The following is a 19,974-nucleotide window of genomic DNA, read 5'->3' as shown; positions in this document are numbered from 1 at the left end:
AGCGCCACCCTTGTATCACATTTTTAAAATTGTAAATGTTGCTTTTAATGCCGTGTTTGTACTGCAATACTCATCATCTTAATCCTACGATTATTGTTCTGTCTACGGACGCTTTATTTCTTCTCTTGGTCTTTATCCCTTTTCTTGCTGCGTTTTTGCCCGTCTAGCCCCAATCAGCCGCCAGCCTGTTAACAATGCCGCCACAAGACAGATGGACGCGGACGTCATAAAGGCTACATGCATGCCTGCCAGAAAAATTTCTGGATGACCCGGGACCAAGCCGGTGACCCGATAACCAGCCTCTTTACTCATAATATAAAAGAGGATGGATGTGGCCAAAGTGATCCCCACAACCATACCGACGTTGCGAACCAGCGAATTGACACTCCCGGCTGAGCCGAGCTGTGTGCGGGGTACCGTGGACATAATCAGCGAGTTGTTCGGCGATTGGAATAAACCACTGCCAATGCCCAGCATGGCAATCCACAGACCCACGAGCGGGATGGAGCTGCCTGCATGCAGTTGGGCCAATCCAATCTGGGCAATGACCATAACGACCAGCCCGGCGAATGTAAGCAGTTCAGATCCGATTTTATCGGAAAGCGCACCGCTGAGAGGGGCCACAATAACCATCGAGATGGGGAGCAGCATCAGCAGGAAGCCGGCATGAAAAGGCGACAAGTTCAGCATATTCTGCGCATAGAAAGGCGAAATGATGTTAAAGCAAAAATTAGCGACGAACACCAGAAAAGCACACAAAATACTGAGCGAAAATAACGGATTTTTGAATAGCGCGAGCTGTAACAGCGGCCCAGAACGACGAAGTTCCAACCTAATGAACATGGCAAAAGCAACTACAGCCACCACCAGCGAAGCAACGATACGTTTGTCTCCATACCCGACCTGCTGTCCCAGCAACAATCCGACGAACAAAGTGAGAATAAAAATAGCAAACACCAAGCTACCGGGAATGTCAATTTTATCTTTCACCTTGATCAAATCCTTCGGCAAAAGCTTCCAGCCAAGAAAGACAGCGACCAGCCCTACCGGTACATTGACCCAGAAAATATACTGCCAGCCCAGCGACGAGACAATAATACCGCCCAAGCTTGGCCCGGCGATACTACCCAGAGAAACGAAGGTTCCAATGAGGCCAAGCGCTTTGCCCCGTTCATTGGACGGGAAGATATCTGTCACGATCCCCTGGCTGTTCGCCATGGTCATGGACGCTCCAAACGCCTGAATAATACGGGAAATCAGCAGCATAGAGAGCGAAGAGCTAAGACCGCACAATAGGGAGCCAAGAATGAATACGATTGTGCCGATTTTGAATATTTTGATTTTACCAACGATATCTCCAAGCTTGCCAAAAAATAAGATAGCGGTACATATCGCCATTAAATAGGCGGTTGTCACCCATTCAATCTGTGCCACGGGTAAATGTAACGTGCGAGACAACACAGGAAGAGCGATATTGACGATGCTTCCATCCAATGTGGACATAAATGTAAACAGATTCAAAACAATTAAAATCAGCCAACGTTTCTTCTGGACGTCGATATTCTCTTGATAGGTTGTAGCCGTTATAGCAGTTGAACTCATCATTACACCTCGTTATCGTTAACAATTTCTATTTAGTTGCACGCGCAACTAAATGAACGGTTCTAGTGTACAGCAAATTAGTTGCGTGTGCAACAATATTATTGTAAACTTTGCTTTGGTCCCAACTGGGGATGTGTCATTTTTAAGCCAATGAGGTGTATTTGATGAGAAAAAAACAACCGATTGGAAAGCTAATTTCCCACCTGTACCGTCGTAATCAAAAAATATTGTCCAAAAAACTGACTCCTTACGGAATCGGCAGTGGAGGACAACACAGCTTTTTAAAGCTCATTTTGCAGCGGCCGGGCATTACACAAGAGCAGTTGACGAATGAACTTAAATTTGACAAGGCAACCACGGCACGCTCTGTGAAACAATTGGAGGAATCAGGCTACATTGAACGGAAAACAGACCCAAATGACCGCCGTTCCCATCTTTTGTCTCCTACGGCCAAGGCGCTAGAATTTTCCCCTGTCCTACAAGGAATATTGGACGAGTCCAATGTCAGCCTTGTCTACAATCTATCCGAAGAGGAAGAGGAGCTTCTTATCGATTTACTGCAAAAAATTAGTATAGACCCTGACGAATAAACAAATCAGGAGTTAGCCAGAGGATCGTGGCAGGTAAAAGAAAAAGCAGCCCTCACAGAGGATACTCTGTGAGAACTGCTTAATGCCACGTCATTCAGTCCAAGCCAATTCCTTTGAACGCATGTATGACTAATTGTCGCACATAGGAATCGTCTAATGGATAACCAGTTACCAACAATCGATAAAAAACCGGCCCATAAATGAGATCGATACATAATTCAATATCGAGATTTTCCTTCAATTCTCCGCGCTCTATTCCGCGCTCAATAAGAAGCCTAGCCTCAAGTCGCCGAGGGTGGAAATATCGGGTCCGGTATGCCTCTGACAATCCTGAATCAAGTTGCCCTTCGCCTATTAACTCTGTAATGATTTTACCCTCTCGGCTTATTAAGAACCGCACTAAATTCGTGGCATGAATGAGAATGTCATCTAATACACAACCCGTGTCGGGCACGGGCAATCTTGCTATGGTGGCTGACAGGAAGCCATCCATCACTACTGCAGCTTTGTTAGGCCACCATTTATAAATGGTGGCTTTGCTAACTTTCGCTCGCTCAGCAATTTTTTCTACCGTAACCGCCCCAAAGCCTTGCTCCAACAGTAGATCATAGGAAGCGTTAAGGATAGATTTTTGCGTCTCGACATTACGTGGACGTCCTCTTTTGCTCTGCACTGGAATGCTCACCTTCTTAACGGATATAAGTAAACGCGAAAAATAAACTATACGTTCAGTATATCAAATATTATGTGAAATAAAAAAGTTGATTTCGCCTATTTACAAAACGAAACGTTCAGTATATTATTTGATTATCAAATTAATGAACTATACGTTTAGTATTTAAATTAATGAGGAGGATTATCATGCAAAGAGAACAACAAGCCTTAGAAAGTAACCGTATCTCAAATTGGATGATGTTTTTGTTGGCAGCCGCATGCGGCCTTATTGTTGCCAACCTGTACTATGCTCAAACCCTTGTAGGACCTATTCACATTGCTATGGGTCTTTCTTCTACAGCAGCGGGCTTCATTGTCACCTTGACTCAAATCGGTTATGTGGTGGGATTGCTATTTATCGTACCGCTCAGCGACATTATTGAAAATCGACGGCTCATGGTCATATCGCTAATCATCACAGTCTGTGCATTGGTTGTTGCCGCTTTTGCCACCAATGCCCCGTTGTTCCTGACCGCATCCTTATTCATTGGAATTGGATCTGTGGTAGCCCAAATACTGGTGCCGTACGCCACCTATTTAGCATCCGAAGAGCAGCGCGGCCGCGTTGTTGGGAATGTCATGAGCGGACTCTTGCTAGGCATTATGTTCGCACGGCCAGTAGCAAGCTTTATCACCAGCATCTGGGGATGGCAAGCCGTATTTATTTTGTCAGCCATTGTCTTGACGCTGTTGACGATTCTGCTCTCGCGAGCTCTTCCAGAGCGCAAGCCTGTGCCTACGGTATCTTACAGTAAATTGATTTTCTCGTTAGGCACTCTTTTAAAACAAACGCCTGCATTGCGTCGCCGTGCCCTCTATCAAGCCTGCCTATTTGGGGCCTTCAGCCTATTTTGGACTGTTGTTCCTTTACGATTGGCGGATGATTTCGGAATGTCTCAACAAGGGATTGCATTGTTTGCTTTGGTAGGCGTAGGCGGTGCAGTAGCTGCTCCGATTGCTGGGAGATTGGCTGATAAAGGCTGGAGCAAAGGTTTAACCGGGTTAGCTATGATCATTGCAGCCTTGTCTTTTTTGCTCATCTATCTTTTTCAAAGTCATTCGACCGTTGCGCTCGTACTTCTCTTTATTTCAGCGATTACACTGGATATGGCTGTATCGGGAAACCTTGTACTTGGACAACGTGTGATTTACTCCTTGGGAAGTGAAGCGAGAGGGCGTTTGAACGGATTATTCATGTCTATTTTTTTCATAGGCGGAGCGATTGGATCATCATTAGGGGGTTGGTCGTATGCGTTAGGAGGTTGGAATTTCAGTTCTCTGATTGGAGTCGTCCTGCCTGTACTGGCTTTGCTGTACTTTTTCACTGAGAAAGAAACGAGTGGAGACGTGCGAAAGAGACAAACCACCTGATAGAGGTCAGCTTTAAGCTATGCCGTACGCAAAAACATAATGATTAAAATGGCTGTTCCCAAGAGAAAACAAAGGGGCGAGTAGAGCACAGTGTCCCACTTTGCAAAAACAGTTCCTTTTTTTCTCTTGAAAAGCCCTACCCATTTGAAATCTCCTATAGAACGTAAAATAAATACGCACGACAACAAGCCTGCACCGTAGGAATGAAAGGTACTGAAAAACAGGAATTGTGTAACTCCACCTAGTTCTAGTACGAACCAAGCGGCTAAAGCTAGTAGAATAGCTACAATTGATGTCCCTATCTTGGAGGGCTCAAAGAGCAAAGCCGTTCCTGTGCTTGGGATCGCTGCCTTTGCACCTTTTTGTCCGCCGAATACCCAATATAGATGCATGCCGCTCAGTACCCATAGAATTCCGCCAACTGCCCATGTAAGTAACTCCAACATGTGATATCCTCCTCAAATCGAAATCCATTCTGTCCAAATCATATGAATATGTTGCTGAATGGCTTCGTCATTTAACGTCTCTTGCTTGTGACGCTCATACCAACCTAAGTAGTAATGGTACAACATCCATGATCTCTGAAAGGCTTTCTCTGGCTGCATTCCCTTCTGTATTAAAAGCTGCTTCATAAACTCCATTCTCATCTGTTCGACTTCATTGAGCAGGGAATGGTAACTATCATCCTTCAATGACAGTTTTCGCAGATAAAACAGAAAATCTCCTCGTTTCGTCTTTCCGAACATCTGGGTTAACAACTCTCTGATCCGCTCATCTGCGGCAGCATGGATGATGGACGCTGCAATAACCTGTTGTGTCGTCTGTTCCTTCCATGTCTCCACAATCTGTCTAATGTAGCTGCTGCGATTGTTAAAATACCAATAAAAACTACTCTTACTGCACCCTAAAGCAACGGCCATTTTCTCAACTACGAGTTGATCAATCCCACCCTGTTCAAAACGTTCGATTCCTTTCTGAATCCATTGTTCTTCTGTGACAATAATTTTAGGCATCTCTCCTTCTCCCTTTCTGTACGGTATCGTCTAGATAAGTATATATTATAGTGTTTTTAGAGCTGTGTAAATATGGGCACATGAGCTCCCTTAGCTAGCTGATGCATAGGAGGCATGAACTTACATAAACGCCCACTTGAAATACCTGCGAATTTGATCTATAATGCTGTAGCATATAGTGATATTCAAGGCATTGACCAAAGACATGATTTCCTTGAAGGGCCGTTCAGAGAGAAAAGACGAGGCTGAGAGCTTTTCCGGCAACCGCATGTGAAGTTACCCCTTTGTAGCCGTGACGTTGAACATGTAGCTGTGCAATCTGGCAGTAACATCAGTAAGCGCCTACCGCTTTATCCCCGTTAACGGATACCAATGGAGGGTCACGCATGTCGTGCATGAGTATGTTCCGATGAACATAAATGTACGCACAGGAGCGGGCCGAACTAGGGTGGAACCACGAGCTGAACGCACTCGTCCCTTGAGGGAGAGAGGCGTTTTTTTGCGTTCAATTTTGATATAGCACACAATTTGAAATGGAGGCTTTAATCGTGAGTATTCAAGTGAAATTGCCGGATGGAGCCGTACGCGAGTACGAGCAGGGCGTAACGATCGCCGACGTGGCGGGTTCGATCAGCTCCGGGCTGAAAAAGAACGCAGTAGCAGGTAAAGTGAACGGGAAGGCTGTAGATCTGAACACCGTTTTGGATCAGAACGTTGACCTTGAAATTATTACGCTGGACGGTGCAGACGGTCTGGAAATTTACCGCCACAGTACAGCGCATTTGCTCGCTCAGGCGCTCAAACGCATTTACGGTGAGAAAAACGTGAAGCTGGGTATCGGTCCGGTCATCGACAGCGGCTTCTACTATGACATTGATATCGAAAACCCATTGTCCGTTGACGACTTGGCCAAGATCGAGAAGGAAATGACGAAGATCGCACAGGAAAATCTGCCGATTACACGTCGTGTGGTTAGCCGTGAGGAAGCCACTCGTATTTTTGGAGAGTTGGAAGATCCACTGAAGCTGGAGCTGATTCGTGATTTGCCGGAAGAAGCGGAAATTACAATCTATGATCAAGGCGAATTTTTTGACCTGTGTCGTGGCCCGCATTTGCCATCTACTGGCCGCATCAAAGCTTTTAAACTGTTGAGTGTAGCGGGCGCATACTGGAGAGGCGATTCCAACAACAAGATGCTGCAACGTATCTACGGAACAGCATTCCCGAAAAAAGCACAACTGGATGAGCACCTGCATTTGCTGGAAGAAGCGAAAAAACGCGACCATCGCAAGCTGGGTAAAGAGCTGGAATTGTTCATGTTCTCCGAAGAAGCACCGGGCATGCCGTTCTACCTGCCTAAAGGTATGGTTGTCCGCACTGCATTGGAAGATTACTCCCGTGACATTCAACGTCTGCATGGCTATGAGGAAGTACGTACACCGCTGATGATGAACAATCGTCTGTGGGAACAATCGGGACACTATGAGCATTACAAGGAAAACATGTACTTCTCCGAAGTGGATGAAACTACATTTGCTCTGAAACCGATGAACTGCCCAGGGCATATGCTTGTGTTTAAAAATGAGCTTCACTCCTACCGCGATCTGCCAATTCGTATAGCCGAATTTGGACAAGTGCATCGCCATGAGCTGTCCGGCGCGTTGAACGGTATGATGCGTGTTCGTACATTCTGTCAGGATGATGCGCATATTTTCGTCACACCAGGTCAGATTGAACAAGAAATTACAGACGTAATTAAGCTGATTAACGAAATGTATAGTGTGTTTGGCTTTGACTTCACAGTGGAATTGTCCACACGTCCAGATGACTTTATGGGCGAGCCAGTACTGTGGGATCAAGCGGAACAAGCTCTGCAAAACGTGCTGGATCACCTGGGCATCAACTACCGTATTAATGCGGGAGATGGAGCATTTTACGGTCCAAAAATTGACTTCCACATTCTCGATGCGCTCAAACGCAGCTGGCAGTGCGGAACGATCCAATTGGACTTCCAAATGCCTGAAAAATTCGACCTCACTTATGTGGGCGAGGACAACCAGAAGCACCGTCCAGTCGTTATTCATCGTGCCATCTACGGTTCGATTGACCGCTTCATGGGCATCCTGACTGAGCATTTTACAGGTGCATTCCCATTGTGGTTGGCTCCTGTTCATGCGAAGCTGTTGCCAGTATCCGAGAACTATATCGAGACTGCCAATGAGATACAGGATGCGTTGCTGAAAGCAGGTCTGCGCGTCGAAGTGGATACTCGCAATGAGAAGCTTGGTTATAAAATCCGCGAGGCGCAATTGGAGAAGGTTCCATATATGTTCGTTATCGGGGAAAATGAAAAAACAACCGGTACTGTAGCGGTTCGTAAACGCGGCGAAGGCGATCTGGGATCACTCAGCATTGCGGACATCGTAGAGAAAATCAGCACAGAAATTCGCGACAAGCAGTAATATTTGATCGAAAAAATGTGTAAAAGAGCCATCAAAACCATGATGAACGTGGTTTTGATGACTCTTTATTTATACCCAATACATAAGAATCCAGCGTAAGAATGAACCATAGTTGTTGCAGCCTCGACTGAATTCTTAAGTTATCTTGTGCACAAAAACTTAGCAGGTTTGTGGCCGTGAAGTGGCGTGATCTGCAGGGAGGGAGAGTGTCTTCAAGGACGACTCTTCGGATTGTTTCGCCGGGGATTCTTCCGCACCCTGTTCCTCGCTAAGCGATAAAATTTCGCCGCGCAACTTCAGCATTTTCTGATCCAGCTCGTAGGTTGCACGTGCGGCTTCGGTCAATCCATTAACGACATGTTCAGGCACTTTCTTATCGAACTTATAGTACAAAATATGCTCCATACTGGCCCAGAAATCCATAGCCAATGTGCGCAATTGAATTTCAACCTTGATCCAGCGTGTGCCCTCAAACAGGATCAGCGGAATTTCCACAATGACATGCAGGCTCTGATAGCCGTTGGGCTTAGGATGGGCTATATAGTCCTTGACCTCCAGAATACGAATATCTTCCCGTGTGTGAAGATGATCCATCAGACGATAAATATCTTTCACAAAAGCGCATACCACGCGCATTCCCGCGATATCATGAATTTCACGCAATATATTGTCCAAGGTCACTTCATGCCCTTTGCGCCGAACCTTTTCCACGATGCTGTGGGGCTCTTTGATCCGGGTTTTAATATGCTCAATCGGGCTAAAACCGTCTAACAGCTTCCATTCCGTCTGAATCAGCTTAATTTTATTCTTTAATTCCTCCAGAGCCAGCTGATAAAGGACGGGAATCTTTCTCCACTCCTCTAGTTGCTTGGCGTTAACACTGTTTTGATCCAGCTGTAGCTGAAATTCCTGCAAGGGTAATGGGACAGCATTCAGGTGCTTCCAATCCGGTTCATTCACAGAGCATTCTCCTAAATGAGGCTTATGATGTCCTCGATCTTTTTCGTAAAAATGCATTATCGTATACATTGTACACTATGTCAAAACCTACAGGCAAAGGAGAGACGGTCAAAGAAAAAAGAAATACGACAAGAATTATGGTGGTAAAACCGAGTAATCCGATGTATAATTACAAAAATGCTGATTTGAAGCATTTAATTCTTTCTTAAAAAATCACAAATGTAGAGTATCCATCATTAGATTAAAAATATAAATTACAGAAAAGAGGAAAAGAAAAATGGCAAAAGTAGAAAGTTTTCAATTAGATCACACGATTGTAAAGGCTCCTTATGTAAGAGCAGCGGGAGTAGAGCATGACGAAAAAGGAAGCACAGTACAAAAGTATGACTTGAGATTTTTACAACCTAATGAAGACGCACTTCCGACAGCAGCTGTACATACGCTGGAGCACTTATTAGCGACGTACCTGAGAGATGAAATCAAAGGAATTATTGATATCTCTCCTATGGGATGCAGAACGGGGTTCTACTTGATTTTGTGGAATGAACATGAGCCAGAGGAAATTGCACTCGCTTTGGAAAAAACCCTGAAAAGAATTCTGGAAACGACAGAGGTTCCGGCTGTTACTGCTTTGGAATGCGGGAACTACAAGGACCACTCTCTTTTTTCAGCGCAGGAATATGTGAAGATTGTATTAGAGGCGGGTATTAGCCGCGATCCTTTCGAAAGAGTATTTTAAAATCTATGATTTCGATTGACCTATCTCATCAGACAGCGGTAGTGACAGGCGGCAAGTCAGGCATAGGCAAGGGAATTGTAGAGCTTTTCATTAAAAGCGGAGCTAAAGTGATTTCTGCTGATATTTCTTATGAAGAGCCGTATAGAGTGGTCAATCCACAGTTGGTTGAAACGCAATTGGACATATCCAAACCGGATGATATCGAAAGATGGTGCGATCTACTAATCAGCGAAGCGGGAGTGCCTGATATATTGGTGAACTGCGCTGGTACTTCTACGATGGATTATGTCATTGATAGTGAGTTGGCTGATTGGGAGAAAGTATTTTCGATCAATTCAACTGGGCTGTATGTAGCGTCCAAACGGTTTGCCAAGGAAATGGTGGATGCGCGCAAACCAGGACGAATTATCCAAATTGCTTCGCAGGCTGGAAAAAATGGATATCGGGCCATGGGCGGATATTGTGCTTCCAAACATGCGGTTCTCGGCTTGACCAAGGTGATGGCCATTGAGCTTGCTCCGCATCAAATTTTGGTGAATGCGGTTTGTCCAGGTATCGTAGAAACGCCGATGAAGCATCGTGAACGGATTGAAGGGGGCGTCATTCGCGGAATGACCGCTCAAGAAATATACGAAGAAGATTGTTCACAGGTACCTTTGGGGAGAACGGCCGAGGTGGAGGATGTCGCCAATGTGGTGCTGTTTCTGGCCAGTCCGCTCTCTGCATATATGACAGGACAAGCGATTAATGTTACAGGTGGAATGACGATGCACTAGCATACATGATCTGGGGGAAAACAACATGAAGAAATCGTTCGTTTTACTATTAGGGATTAGTTTATTATTAGTTGCTGCAGGATGCGGTAATAAAAGTTCAGACAGCAATGGCTCCAGCGCCGCTTCCGGTTCGGAAACGCAAAAAGTAGTCATCGGCTCCATGGGCTCTGACGCCCAGATATGGAAGCATATTGCCCAGTCCCAGGCCGCCAAGGATGCCAAGCTGGACATTGAAGTGAAAGAAATTAACGGCGGAATCGAAACGAACAATGCGACCAAAGAAGGCGAAGTAGATGTGAATGCATTCCAATCGTGGGCGTACCTGGTTAGCTATAACAAAGAGAGCAAAGCCGATTTGAAGGCTATAGCCACAACCTACCTGGAGCCTATGGGGATTTATTCGCAAAAATTCAAAAGCATCGATGAAGTGACCGACGGGGCTCTGGTAGCTTTGGCAGATAACCCGGCCAATACAGCAAGAGGTTTAAAGTTATTGGAAGCCTCCGGTTTGATTAAGCTTAAGGCTGACTTTAATGATGCCTTGGGTACTGTCAATGATATTACTAGCAATCCTAAAAACCTGAAATTTGAACTAATTGATGACAAAACAGGACCACGAGTGATTCAAGATGTAGGCTTGGTGCTGATTGGGAATACAATTGCTTTAGAAGGGGGTCTGAATGTACTGAAAGATTCCTTGTTCCATGAGGAAATCAGTCAGGCAACCAAAAATAATATTAACGTCCTGGTTACTTCATCTGATAAGGCGAATGACAAAGGGCTGCAAAAGTTAGCGGATCTCTATCATAACGAGGATACTCAAAAATACATTAAAGATGAATTTGGCGGTACCAAAGTAGAGGTTAAAGAGCCGGTTTCTTATTTGGAAGGACAAACTACAACAAAATAAACTTATGAGATCAGCCAGTTTTTCTGGCTGATCTTTTTTGTTCGTAAGAGGCCTCTTACCAGTAGTCGGGTAGAACGTCATCTCTGCTCTTGGAGTCCATGCCGATTAGGTGACAAACATTGAATTGATGTCGTCCCATCCTCCAAATGAGTCAGCGATTGTATTTTTAGTAGTCGGCTTGAGTTTGAGCATGGGTTTCAGTTCGATAATGTTTGGGGGAGAATCCCTTTACCTTTTTAAAAATTTTCGAGAAGAGTAAAGGGTCGTTATAGCCGACTGAACGGGAAATATCACCTATCGAAAGTTCAGCGTTTCCCATCATTTCACATGCTTTGTTGATCCTATAGCGAACCAAATAATCCTGAATGCTTGTGTTTACTTGTTGTTTGAATAACGAACATAAATAGCTTCGATTGAGTCCGATAAAATTTGCAATGTGCTCAATGGTAATTTTCTGAGCATAATTCATTTCAATAAAATCCTTCACTTTTTCCACGTAAATTTCCGCCCGGCTTTCCTTTTGTTCGGGGGGCGTTACCGGGCCGAACTCTATAAGCTCCGATAACATTAAGCATAGCAGACCGGTTAGTCTGGTTTCCCGAGCTTTATGGCATCCACTTGATTCATTCATTAGCTGCAAATATTGATAAATCAAATGGTCTCCTTCAAAGTAGAGGATTGGATGCGTCATCGTTAGGCCTGATTGCTTGAGGAGCGTTTCTGCCAGTGCTCCGTTAAAACCAAACCAGCAATAAGACCAAGGATTCACTGCATCGGCTTGATAAAAAGTGATGACCTGGGGGCAGATTAGAAACCACTGACCTTTCCGCAAGCGATAATTGGACCCACCGACCTCGAAGGTGCCTTCTCCGTCCAAAATATAATGGAGCAGATAGTGATCTCTTATCGCAGGTCCAAAAAAGTGCCCCGGTATGCATTCCTCCATGCCAAACTGAGTTAGATACAATTCAGAGTGCTGCTTACTACGTGGCAAATATTCTATCACGCTAAATCTCCTTATGTAAATTATCAAGCATTATAACATGAATAGTGAGTACCATGCCATGTACTTCATATCTTAGTTTAATATATCATTTCTGTAGAACCTATTGCGACTAACGAGGAGCTTATCAAGCTTTACACCATGTGAACTTAGTTGGTGGTGTTACAAAAAGGTTCTTCTATGTCCTTTTTTAGGTGCGGATTTCCGAGGGGTATGATCTAGAGGGAGGGGTTGTTTTTCCAATGGGTATCATTGTTCAAGAGCAAACGGGGCTGTTTCATCTACAGTCGTCGGGCATGAGTTATATTATTCAGATTGTGGATGGATTTCCTGTGCATGTATATTGGGGAGATAGGCTGAAGCACCGCGAATCAATGACCGATCTATTGCTTCACACTTCTGCGACGGCTGGATTGGATCGGCTACCGCAAGAGTACCCGCAGTATGGGAGTGGGGACTTCCGTAACCCTGCGTATCAAGTAGAACTTGAAGATGGAACTCGTATCACGGAGTTAAAGTACGACGGTTACCGGATCATCAAGGGAAAGCCATCATTAACCGGGCTTCCGGCCGTATATACCGAGAATGAAGACGAAGCGGATACGTTGGAACTGGAGTTAAAAGATGACTTTTCAGGTCTTAAAGTTGTTCTTCTTTACACCGTCTTCGCGGATCGAAACGTAATCGCTCGTTCGGCTCGTTTGAGTAATACGGGAGCCAAGAATCTTCGACTTCTCCGTGCTCTAAGTGCCAGTGTCGATTTTTCAGGTAAAAGCGATTTAGAGTTCATGTATCTTTCGGGAGCATGGGCTCGGGAGGGGAATATTACCCGCAAACCGATTCTTCAAGGTGAAACCCGAATTGATAGTAAAAGGGGCATGAGCAGCCATCAACTCAACCCTTTTGCTGCATTGGTCACTCGGGGAACAACGGAAAGCTATGGTGAGGTATTCGGCTTTAGCCTCGTGTACAGCGGGGGCTTTGAGGCGGGAGCGGAAATAGATTCATTTGGCTCTACACGGTTTAACATCGGCGTGAACTCCTTTGACTTTTCGTGGTTACTGAGCCCAAGGGAGAGTTTCCAAACGCCAGAAGCCGTTATGGTTTACTCCGGTCAAGGACTGGGAGATATGTCGCGGACGTATCATCGCTTGTATCGGACTCGACTTTGCCGAGGGAAATATCGGGACGAAGAACGCCCTATTCTGGTCAATAACTGGGAAGCTACCTATTTTGACTTCAATGCAGATAAGTTGGTATCGATAGCGAAAGAGGGGGCTGAGCTAGGCATCGAACTATTTGTCTTAGATGACGGTTGGTTCGGAAAACGGGATTCCGACAATTCGTCTCTCGGCGATTGGTACGAGGATCGTCGGAAGCTGCCAGACGGACTCGCGGATGTCGCGAACCGTATCAATCGGCTGGGTCTTAAATTCGGGCTCTGGTTCGAGCCAGAGATGATCTCTCCGGACAGTGAGTTGTACCGGGAGCATCCGGACTGGTGCCTCCACGTTCCGGGACGCAGGCGCAGCGAAGCCAGATGGCAGCTAGTGCTGGACTATACTCGCAAGGAAGTGCGCGATTTCATCTACGATTCGCTTGTTGCCATTTTCTCCAGCGTGCCAGTCTCTTATGTGAAATGGGATATGAACCGCTGCCTGACGGAAATCGGTTCCGCTGCTCTGCCGCCGGAACGCCAATCCGAGACTGCCCATCGCTATGTTCTTGGATTGTATGAGCTGTTGGAGCGCATCACCACCGAATTTCCGCATATTCTTTTCGAGAGCTGTTCAAGTGGCGGAGGGCGCTTTGATCCAGGAATGCTTTACTACATGCCCCAAGTCTGGACTAGTGATAATACCGATGCGGTGGAACGCCTGAAAATCCAATATGGAACTAGCCTTGTCTATCCTGTAAGCGCAACCGGGGCGCATGTCTCGGCAGTTCCGAACCATCAAGTTGGACGCATAACGCCCCTTGATTTTCGAGGTGATGTCGCCATGTCCGGAAATTTTGGATATGAGCTTGATCTCACGAAATTCACCGATGAGGAAAAAGAGACGGTCAAACGCCAAATCGCAGTATACAAGCAGATACGTGGCTTAGTACAGAAAGGTGACTTGTATCGCTTAAAGAACCCGTTTGAAGATAACGAATCGGCTTGGATGTTTGTTTCTGAAGACCAAGAGGATGCCATCGTCTACTATTTCCAAGTGATGGCTGTCCCGAACGCGCCTTGGCGAGCCCTGCGCCTTGACGGACTAAATCCAGAGCTCGAATATGAAGTTAAGTCAGGAAATAGCGGGCAAAAGTCTATCCATGGGGGGGATCGGCTTATGAAGTTGGGCCTCCCTCTTCTCTACAGACAGAAAGACTATGAAAGTGGATGGTTCAGGCTTCGGGCAATAAGGTCCGGTAAGGCTTAAGCATCAGTACAACAGTATAATTGCCGAAAGAGAGAAAACAATCGATGGAGTTATGCCCCTTTTTATATGAAAAGGGGCATTTTGCGTACAGCAGCTGTACTGATTGAGGAGGGGGAAGCCATTTTTTTATACGAATGATGAATGACATGAAACTGAGGAAGATGTAGGAGTTACATTTGAATGTTGATTGAAAACAGGATCATCAACAGAGTAAGTCGTTACGCTGACGGCTGCTTCATTCCTTAATTAATGAATTCATTTCTAAATTTCCGGAATTCATTAGGTGTTTTTTTATGATGTTTCTTAAAAGACTGAATGAAGTGATTTACATGATTGAACCCCACTCTGTGGGCTATTTCAGTTATTGTAGAATCTGTTGAAATTAATAACTCACTGCTTTTCTTGATACGGTACTTAATTAAGTAGTCGTAAGGTGTCATATGAATAGTTCTCTTAAAACTACGAGTGCATTCCGAAATACTTAAATGTGCTATAGCAGCAATTTCTTGCAGTGTTATATTGTCTGAGTAGTTTTGATGGATAAAGCTGAGCATTAATTGAAGTCGCTCCTGTTGCAATTTCATGTATTTAGGTGCTTCCTCAGAAGACAGCGAAATATTAGATATTAAGACTAACCATAATTGTGCCGTTTTGATGGAAACCTCGTATTCCCAGCCCCATTTTTTTTTCATATCAAATTTCTGTTTCATATCCCAAAGCATTTGCAGTATTTGAATTTGCCATTCAGCATCTCCTTTGATTACTAATGACAATAAGAGAGAGTTTGTATAAGGCAGTACATAGTTTTTTTCCATCGCACTATCTGCATAAAAGGCCAGCAGCTTCTCAGGGAAATTAAAGCTGACATATTGACCGTTATGTGTAAGGTGTGTAGTAACGTGAAGAACACCTTTATTAATTAAAATGGCCTGACCTGTTTCTAATTCATGATCAATGCCGTTAACTTGTATCACTAGCTTTCCTTTGGTAACCAAAGTGATTTGTAGTTCCTCATGCCAATGTAAATCGTTGAATCCTCTACCCTCAGGACTACTTGCATGAATAGTATGGGTGTACATGATGTATGGAAATGAAGCATCGGGATATAGAATGGTCTCATGCAATTGTTTTTCCATTTTAGCGAGGTCCTTTCTGATGACGATATTTCTATATAAATTAAAGATATAGTTACACAAATAAAATAAAAGTGGTGATATTATTATACCAGATCTTCGGCTTATCATTACAATCCTGTGCACAGGCGATTGGATAAGACATCTTGGAGGCGTATATGTGAAAATAAATCAATCGTCGTTACCGTTTCATCCGTATATTTTGCTTTTAATCAGCATACTGTCTGTTTCTATCTCATCTATCATGATAAAATCCTCAGATACTCCAACCTCTGTGGCTGGGATGTACAGATTGTATATGTCAGTACTCATAATGCTTCCCTTTGTACCTTGGAAAATGTTTCGTTCCTTAGAAATGAACAAAAAAGATTGGAGTACTGTTTTCATAGCTGGTCTTTTTCTCGGGTTATATTTCTTATTCTGGATGGAATCTTTAGTATATACCTCAGTTGCGAGTTCCATGGTCATCTTATCCTTACAGCCTTTATTTGTAATGATGGGTTCATACTTTATGTTCAGAGAACGAGCAAATATATTGACCATTCTTTGTTTGATCGCCGCTCTTGTCGGTTCAATCATTATAGCTTGGGGAGACATAGGGATTTCGAGAGAGGCATTAATCGGAGATGGATTATCTTTAGTAGGAACAATCTTGGTTTCAGCATATATGTTGGCAGGACAGAAAGTAAGCCACAAAATAAATGCAAATTTATATAGTGTTATTGTTTTTTTTATTGGTGGCAGCGTCATGCTGGTCTACAATTTGTTGAATCATTATTCCTTGATCGAATATGACTCGTCGGATTGGATGTATTTCTTTTTACTTGCAGTAATCCCAACTATTTTTGGACAATATATTTTTAATTTGTTGTTGAAATCGATGGGTGCAACTACGGTCTCAGTTGGTATTATTGGAGAGCCTGTTCTTGCCATAATTCTCGCCTACTTATTCTTGGGAGAAATAATCTCTGCATTTCAATTCATAGGTGGACTCATGACTTTATTCGGTATGGGGATGTATTTTTGGGCAAAATCTTTAAAGTATACTACGGTTGCAAAATATTAAATTTGAAATTCATTATCGCGAAATTGAAGAAAACAATCGATGAGGAGAATGTTTAGATGGCAACGATTGATGATTTTTTGAAACTAGATATTCGAGTTGGAACCATAATTAAAGCTGAGTTTTTTGCAGAAGCAAAAGTACCTGCTATTAAACTTGAAATTGATTTTGGACAAGATATCGGAATAAAAGCTTCGAGTGCACAAATCACAAAAAGATATGTGGCTGAAGATATTATAGGGGAACAAATCATAGGTGTAGTCAACTTTCCACCTCGACGGATAGCAGGCTTTAATTCAGAGGTGTTAGTCCTTGGAGGAATTCCCGAAAAGGGGGATGTGGTTTTATTGAAACCAGATATCAAACTACCTGATGGAACAGCTATTGGATGATTGATCGGCTGTTTAATCCGTAAAATATATAACTTCACAACAGGCAGGACATTGAACCTAACGGGATACGATCCTTCAATAGCAAGTTGAAACAGATAGCGGCAGACTAGGACTTTATTTTCACGTCCTAGTCTGCCGCTTTTTCTTTTATTGGTCTGTCTAAAGCTTATTTGATTCATTAAAATCTGCAACAGTTTAGGCTGGAAATCACGAGTGTCACCAATCCAGTAAAAGCACAGTTCTCCAATACCAGCTATACGCCTTATACCTATCTGGCTGGGATGCTGCGTGTCCCCTCTGTCATCGGGGAGGCGCAGAGCGGGCATACCGGCGGCGTGCCTGTGCTAGCCGCGCTTGTACGGCGTCCGCTTGTTGTGTCGCGCCGCATCCACGCCTTGCAGGCGCCGTCGGTGCATTTCCACACGGGCACGTTGATACGTGGCTCTGCCGAAGACCCTGCCACCGACGAGGTCGTCCGTGCCGTAGCGCTGCTTGGTCCCGGCCTGCTGCTCACGCGGGTCGCTGTGCCAGACGCTGGCGATCCAGCGCCAGCACGGCTGCTATACCCGGAAGCACCCTTCGGTTGGCCGAAGCTGCTGCGGCGTGCTTCTGGCTTGGAAACCTCAGGGGTGACCCCATAGGCTTCCAGCAGGAAGCGTGACACGGCGGCAGGCTTGCCATGATTAGAGGCGGGAGAGGTGATGTACAGCAACTCCTTCGCCCGGGTGACGGCCACGTAAGCGAGGCGGCGCTCTTCTTCAAGCGCTGCATCGTTATCCACAGCCGTAGTCGGGGCGGCGCCTGCCCGCCGATCCTCCGGCAGCTCGCTGTGCAGCGCCGAGCTGTGCGGCAGAATGCCTTCGCTGGCTCCGATCCAATATACGCAAGGGAATTCCAGCCCCTTGGCGCGGTGGATCGTCATGAGCCGAACAGCATCGCTGTCTTCCTCTCTGCGCAGCGATTCCATTTGGCGGTGACGCTCGGAAAGCTCGTCCGCAAAGCTGACGAACGCCTCCACGGTGTCAAACCGCTTGGCTGCCGTTTCGAGCTCCTCCAGACTTTCTTGCATCGTTTCCTTATAATGAGTCCACGCGCCCGTATCTCCGCTTTCCAAATATTTGTCATAAAAGATGCGCCGCATTTCTTGAATGGCATAGGCGGGTTTCATTGTAGTGAGACTGCGAATCAGACGAATACGCTCTTTCACCTGCTCACGCTGAAAATCACGTAGTCGATCCCAGCGGCTGAGATGAATCAACGGGTATTTTTTAGCCTGCTGTTTCTCCTTGCGCATAATCCATTCCATACCCGCCTCACGGGAGACGTACAGCGGCCCAAGAGTGCTCGGAATGGATTCCATACGCCGGGGATTCAGCGACAAGCGCAGGTGATCCATTAAGGGACGAATCAGGGACTGATCATAAAATACAGCCCCTGCTCCGTACTGAATAAATGGGACATCCCGCATAATTAATTGCTCAAAAATAGACCGGCTTCCGCTGGCTGTCCGGTGCAAAATAGCGATATCCCGGTAGCGCAGCCGACCTTCCTCTACCTGTCCGAGTAGATGGGTAACAATATGCCCCGCTTCCTCCTCGGGTCCGGATGGGGTGGCAAACTGCGGCGGCAAGCCTTCACGCCCGGCAGCCGAAAGACGCTTGGAGCGTCGATGAACATTTTTGGCGACAATGTTAGAGCCCAGCCCCAAAATCCGCGCATCGCTGCGATAATTAATATCCAGGGTAATGACCTTTGCATCCTTATAGACCTTATCAAACTCTAGAATGGATTCCTGACGTGCCCCATTAAAGGTATAGATCGTCTGGTCATCATCCCCCACAACCATCAGATTGCGATGTCGGGCAGCCAATCGTTGCACCATCTCATATTGCAGGGCATTCGTATCCTGAAATTCATCGACCATGATATGTGAAAAACGCCGCTGAAGCGGCTGAAGCACATCCGGGTCACGCAGCAGTGCGGAGGCACGCAGCAGAATATCGTCAAAATCCATTTTATTGCGCTCCTGTTTCCACGCTTCATAGGCGAGCATGGCACGCTTGGCATCCGATTCCTCGCGCACGGTTTCCGGCAGCTCGTCCGCGCTGCGGCCTTCCGCTTTCCAGGCGGAGAGGGCAGACAGCAGGCTTTCCGGCTGGAAAGCCTCGCTGAGTCCAAGCTGCCGCAGCATCATTTTCATGACGGTATGCTGGGCCTGCGTTTCACCGAACACTTCATCTTGCACGCCGCGATGACGCAGCATCGCCAAAGCGAATGAGTGAAACGTGCGAGCCTGAACTGCACGTGCAGCGGCAGGGCGCACACCGGGTAATCCCGCGATGCGCAGTTTCATTTCGGCAGCTGCCTTGCTGGTGAAGGTCACCAGCAGAATGGACGATGCAGGGACATCCCGCATCGCCATCAGGTAGCCTGCGCGGGCAGCCAGCACTGTGGTTTTGCCGCAGCCAGCCCCTGCAAGGGTCAGAAGGGGGCCTTTGCCGTGGCGGACGGCCTGGATCTGCGGGCGGTTCAGGTGAATGCCGGCGTTCTCTAAAGCACGAAAATAGGCCGAGTCTTGGTCGGTGTCGGGCACCAGCGTCATACTGGTATCCATGGAAGCACGACGTGCCTGAGGGCTCGACGTTGAATAAGGAACCCCGATGGGTCGGGGGTAAAAAGAAGGATTTGGGTCCATAATCCTGAAACCCCTTTCGTTCTTAAAATCTTCCATTTTCACAAATGGGGGTAGTTTTTGGTATGATAGAGTTCTAGTCAGCTTTAGCTGACGATAAGAACAAGGCGATGGACTAAAATAATGCT

17 protein-coding genes are annotated in these 19,974 nt (G+C 45.7%); 9 read left to right on the top strand and 8 right to left on the bottom strand.

Going from position 1 to position 19,974, the window contains the following annotated elements; genetic code table 11:
- Positions 1 to 132: 132 nt before the first annotated feature.
- On the bottom strand, positions 133 to 1,602 hold the full coding sequence (locus tag MKX30_RS22355; RefSeq protein WP_341063601.1) for an MFS transporter: 1,470 nt from the start codon (positions 1,600 to 1,602) through the stop codon (positions 133 to 135).
- Between the two features lie 164 nt (positions 1,603 to 1,766).
- Here MKX30_RS22355 and MKX30_RS22350 point away from each other — a divergent pair, with 164 nt between their 5' ends.
- Positions 1,767 to 2,192, top strand: coding sequence for a MarR family winged helix-turn-helix transcriptional regulator (locus tag MKX30_RS22350; RefSeq protein ID WP_023986805.1), 426 nt, complete (start codon positions 1,767 to 1,769; stop codon positions 2,190 to 2,192).
- 94 nt (positions 2,193 to 2,286) lie between these two features.
- Here the strand turns inward: MKX30_RS22350 and MKX30_RS22345 are convergent, their stop codons facing one another.
- Entirely contained in the window at positions 2,287 to 2,865 is a 579-nt protein-coding gene (locus tag MKX30_RS22345; RefSeq protein ID WP_023986806.1) for a TetR/AcrR family transcriptional regulator, read from the bottom strand.
- 188 nt (positions 2,866 to 3,053) lie between these two features.
- On the opposite strand from MKX30_RS22345, the gene MKX30_RS22340 reads away from it, so the two are divergent.
- Positions 3,054 to 4,277: an MFS transporter gene (locus MKX30_RS22340; protein ID WP_068941243.1), complete on the top strand. Its 1,224-nt coding sequence runs from the start codon at positions 3,054 to 3,056 to the stop codon at positions 4,275 to 4,277.
- Positions 4,278 to 4,294: 17 nt separating this feature from the next.
- Here MKX30_RS22340 and MKX30_RS22335 read toward each other — a convergent pair whose 3' ends face one another.
- Positions 4,295 to 4,723, bottom strand: a complete 429-nt coding sequence (locus MKX30_RS22335) for a DUF3995 domain-containing protein (protein WP_071559378.1) — start codon at positions 4,721 to 4,723, stop codon at positions 4,295 to 4,297.
- Positions 4,724 to 4,735: 12 nt separating this feature from the next.
- Positions 4,736 to 5,290 (bottom strand): TetR/AcrR family transcriptional regulator, encoded by a 555-nt coding sequence (locus MKX30_RS22330; protein ID WP_341063537.1) that lies wholly within the window; start codon positions 5,288 to 5,290, stop codon positions 4,736 to 4,738.
- Positions 5,291 to 5,838: 548 nt separating this feature from the next.
- Between MKX30_RS22330 and thrS the strand changes: the two genes are divergently transcribed.
- A complete protein-coding gene (thrS, locus tag MKX30_RS22325; protein ID WP_341063536.1) occupies positions 5,839 to 7,752 on the top strand; it encodes a threonine--tRNA ligase in 1,914 nt (637 codons plus the stop codon).
- Between the two features lie 159 nt (positions 7,753 to 7,911).
- On the opposite strand, the gene MKX30_RS22320 is transcribed toward thrS, so the two are convergent.
- Positions 7,912 to 8,712: a GTP pyrophosphokinase gene (locus MKX30_RS22320; protein WP_076295410.1), complete on the bottom strand. Its 801-nt coding sequence runs from the start codon at positions 8,710 to 8,712 to the stop codon at positions 7,912 to 7,914.
- 277 nt (positions 8,713 to 8,989) lie between these two features.
- Here MKX30_RS22320 and MKX30_RS22315 point away from each other — a divergent pair, with 277 nt between their 5' ends.
- The 3 genes from MKX30_RS22315 to MKX30_RS22305 are packed head-to-tail and all read left to right on the top strand — an operon-like array spanning position 8,990 to position 11,137.
- Positions 8,990 to 9,451 (top strand): S-ribosylhomocysteine lyase, encoded by a 462-nt coding sequence (locus MKX30_RS22315; RefSeq protein WP_007428584.1) that lies wholly within the window; start codon positions 8,990 to 8,992, stop codon positions 9,449 to 9,451.
- A gap of 5 nt (positions 9,452 to 9,456) precedes the next feature.
- On the top strand, positions 9,457 to 10,227 hold the full coding sequence (locus MKX30_RS22310) for an SDR family NAD(P)-dependent oxidoreductase (protein ID WP_068941250.1): 771 nt from the start codon (positions 9,457 to 9,459) through the stop codon (positions 10,225 to 10,227).
- Between the two features lie 25 nt (positions 10,228 to 10,252).
- Positions 10,253 to 11,137, top strand: a complete 885-nt coding sequence (locus MKX30_RS22305; protein WP_023986814.1) for a MetQ/NlpA family ABC transporter substrate-binding protein — start codon at positions 10,253 to 10,255, stop codon at positions 11,135 to 11,137.
- 166 nt (positions 11,138 to 11,303) lie between these two features.
- On the opposite strand, the gene MKX30_RS22300 is transcribed toward MKX30_RS22305, so the two are convergent.
- Positions 11,304 to 12,143 (bottom strand): AraC family transcriptional regulator, encoded by an 840-nt coding sequence (locus MKX30_RS22300; RefSeq protein ID WP_028541133.1) that lies wholly within the window; start codon positions 12,141 to 12,143, stop codon positions 11,304 to 11,306.
- Between the two features lie 239 nt (positions 12,144 to 12,382).
- Here MKX30_RS22300 and MKX30_RS22295 point away from each other — a divergent pair, with 239 nt between their 5' ends.
- Entirely contained in the window at positions 12,383 to 14,566 is a 2,184-nt protein-coding gene (locus tag MKX30_RS22295; protein ID WP_023986816.1) for an alpha-galactosidase, read from the top strand.
- A gap of 242 nt (positions 14,567 to 14,808) precedes the next feature.
- Here MKX30_RS22295 and MKX30_RS22290 read toward each other — a convergent pair whose 3' ends face one another.
- On the bottom strand, positions 14,809 to 15,702 hold the full coding sequence (locus MKX30_RS22290; RefSeq protein ID WP_341063534.1) for an AraC family transcriptional regulator: 894 nt from the start codon (positions 15,700 to 15,702) through the stop codon (positions 14,809 to 14,811).
- A 157-nt stretch (positions 15,703 to 15,859) separates the two neighbouring features.
- On the opposite strand from MKX30_RS22290, the gene MKX30_RS22285 reads away from it, so the two are divergent.
- Together MKX30_RS22285 and csaA are read left to right on the top strand one after the other, a co-directional pair.
- Positions 15,860 to 16,765, top strand: coding sequence for a DMT family transporter (locus tag MKX30_RS22285; protein WP_341063533.1), 906 nt, complete (start codon positions 15,860 to 15,862; stop codon positions 16,763 to 16,765).
- Positions 16,766 to 16,821: 56 nt separating this feature from the next.
- Positions 16,822 to 17,154, top strand: coding sequence for a chaperone CsaA (gene csaA / locus MKX30_RS22280; protein WP_341057883.1), 333 nt, complete (start codon positions 16,822 to 16,824; stop codon positions 17,152 to 17,154).
- A gap of 268 nt (positions 17,155 to 17,422) precedes the next feature.
- On the opposite strand, the gene MKX30_RS22275 is transcribed toward csaA, so the two are convergent.
- Positions 17,423 to 19,849: a UvrD-helicase domain-containing protein gene (locus MKX30_RS22275; protein ID WP_341063532.1), complete on the bottom strand. Its 2,427-nt coding sequence runs from the start codon at positions 19,847 to 19,849 to the stop codon at positions 17,423 to 17,425.
- Between the last annotated feature and the right edge of the window lie 125 nt (positions 19,850 to 19,974).

Source organism: Paenibacillus sp. FSL P2-0173 (genome assembly GCF_038008045.1).
Classification (GTDB): Bacteria; Bacillota; Bacilli; order Paenibacillales; family Paenibacillaceae; genus Paenibacillus; species Paenibacillus polymyxa_B.
Note: the sequence above shows the minus strand (reverse complement) of the source record. Positions and strands in the feature narration are given on the sequence as shown.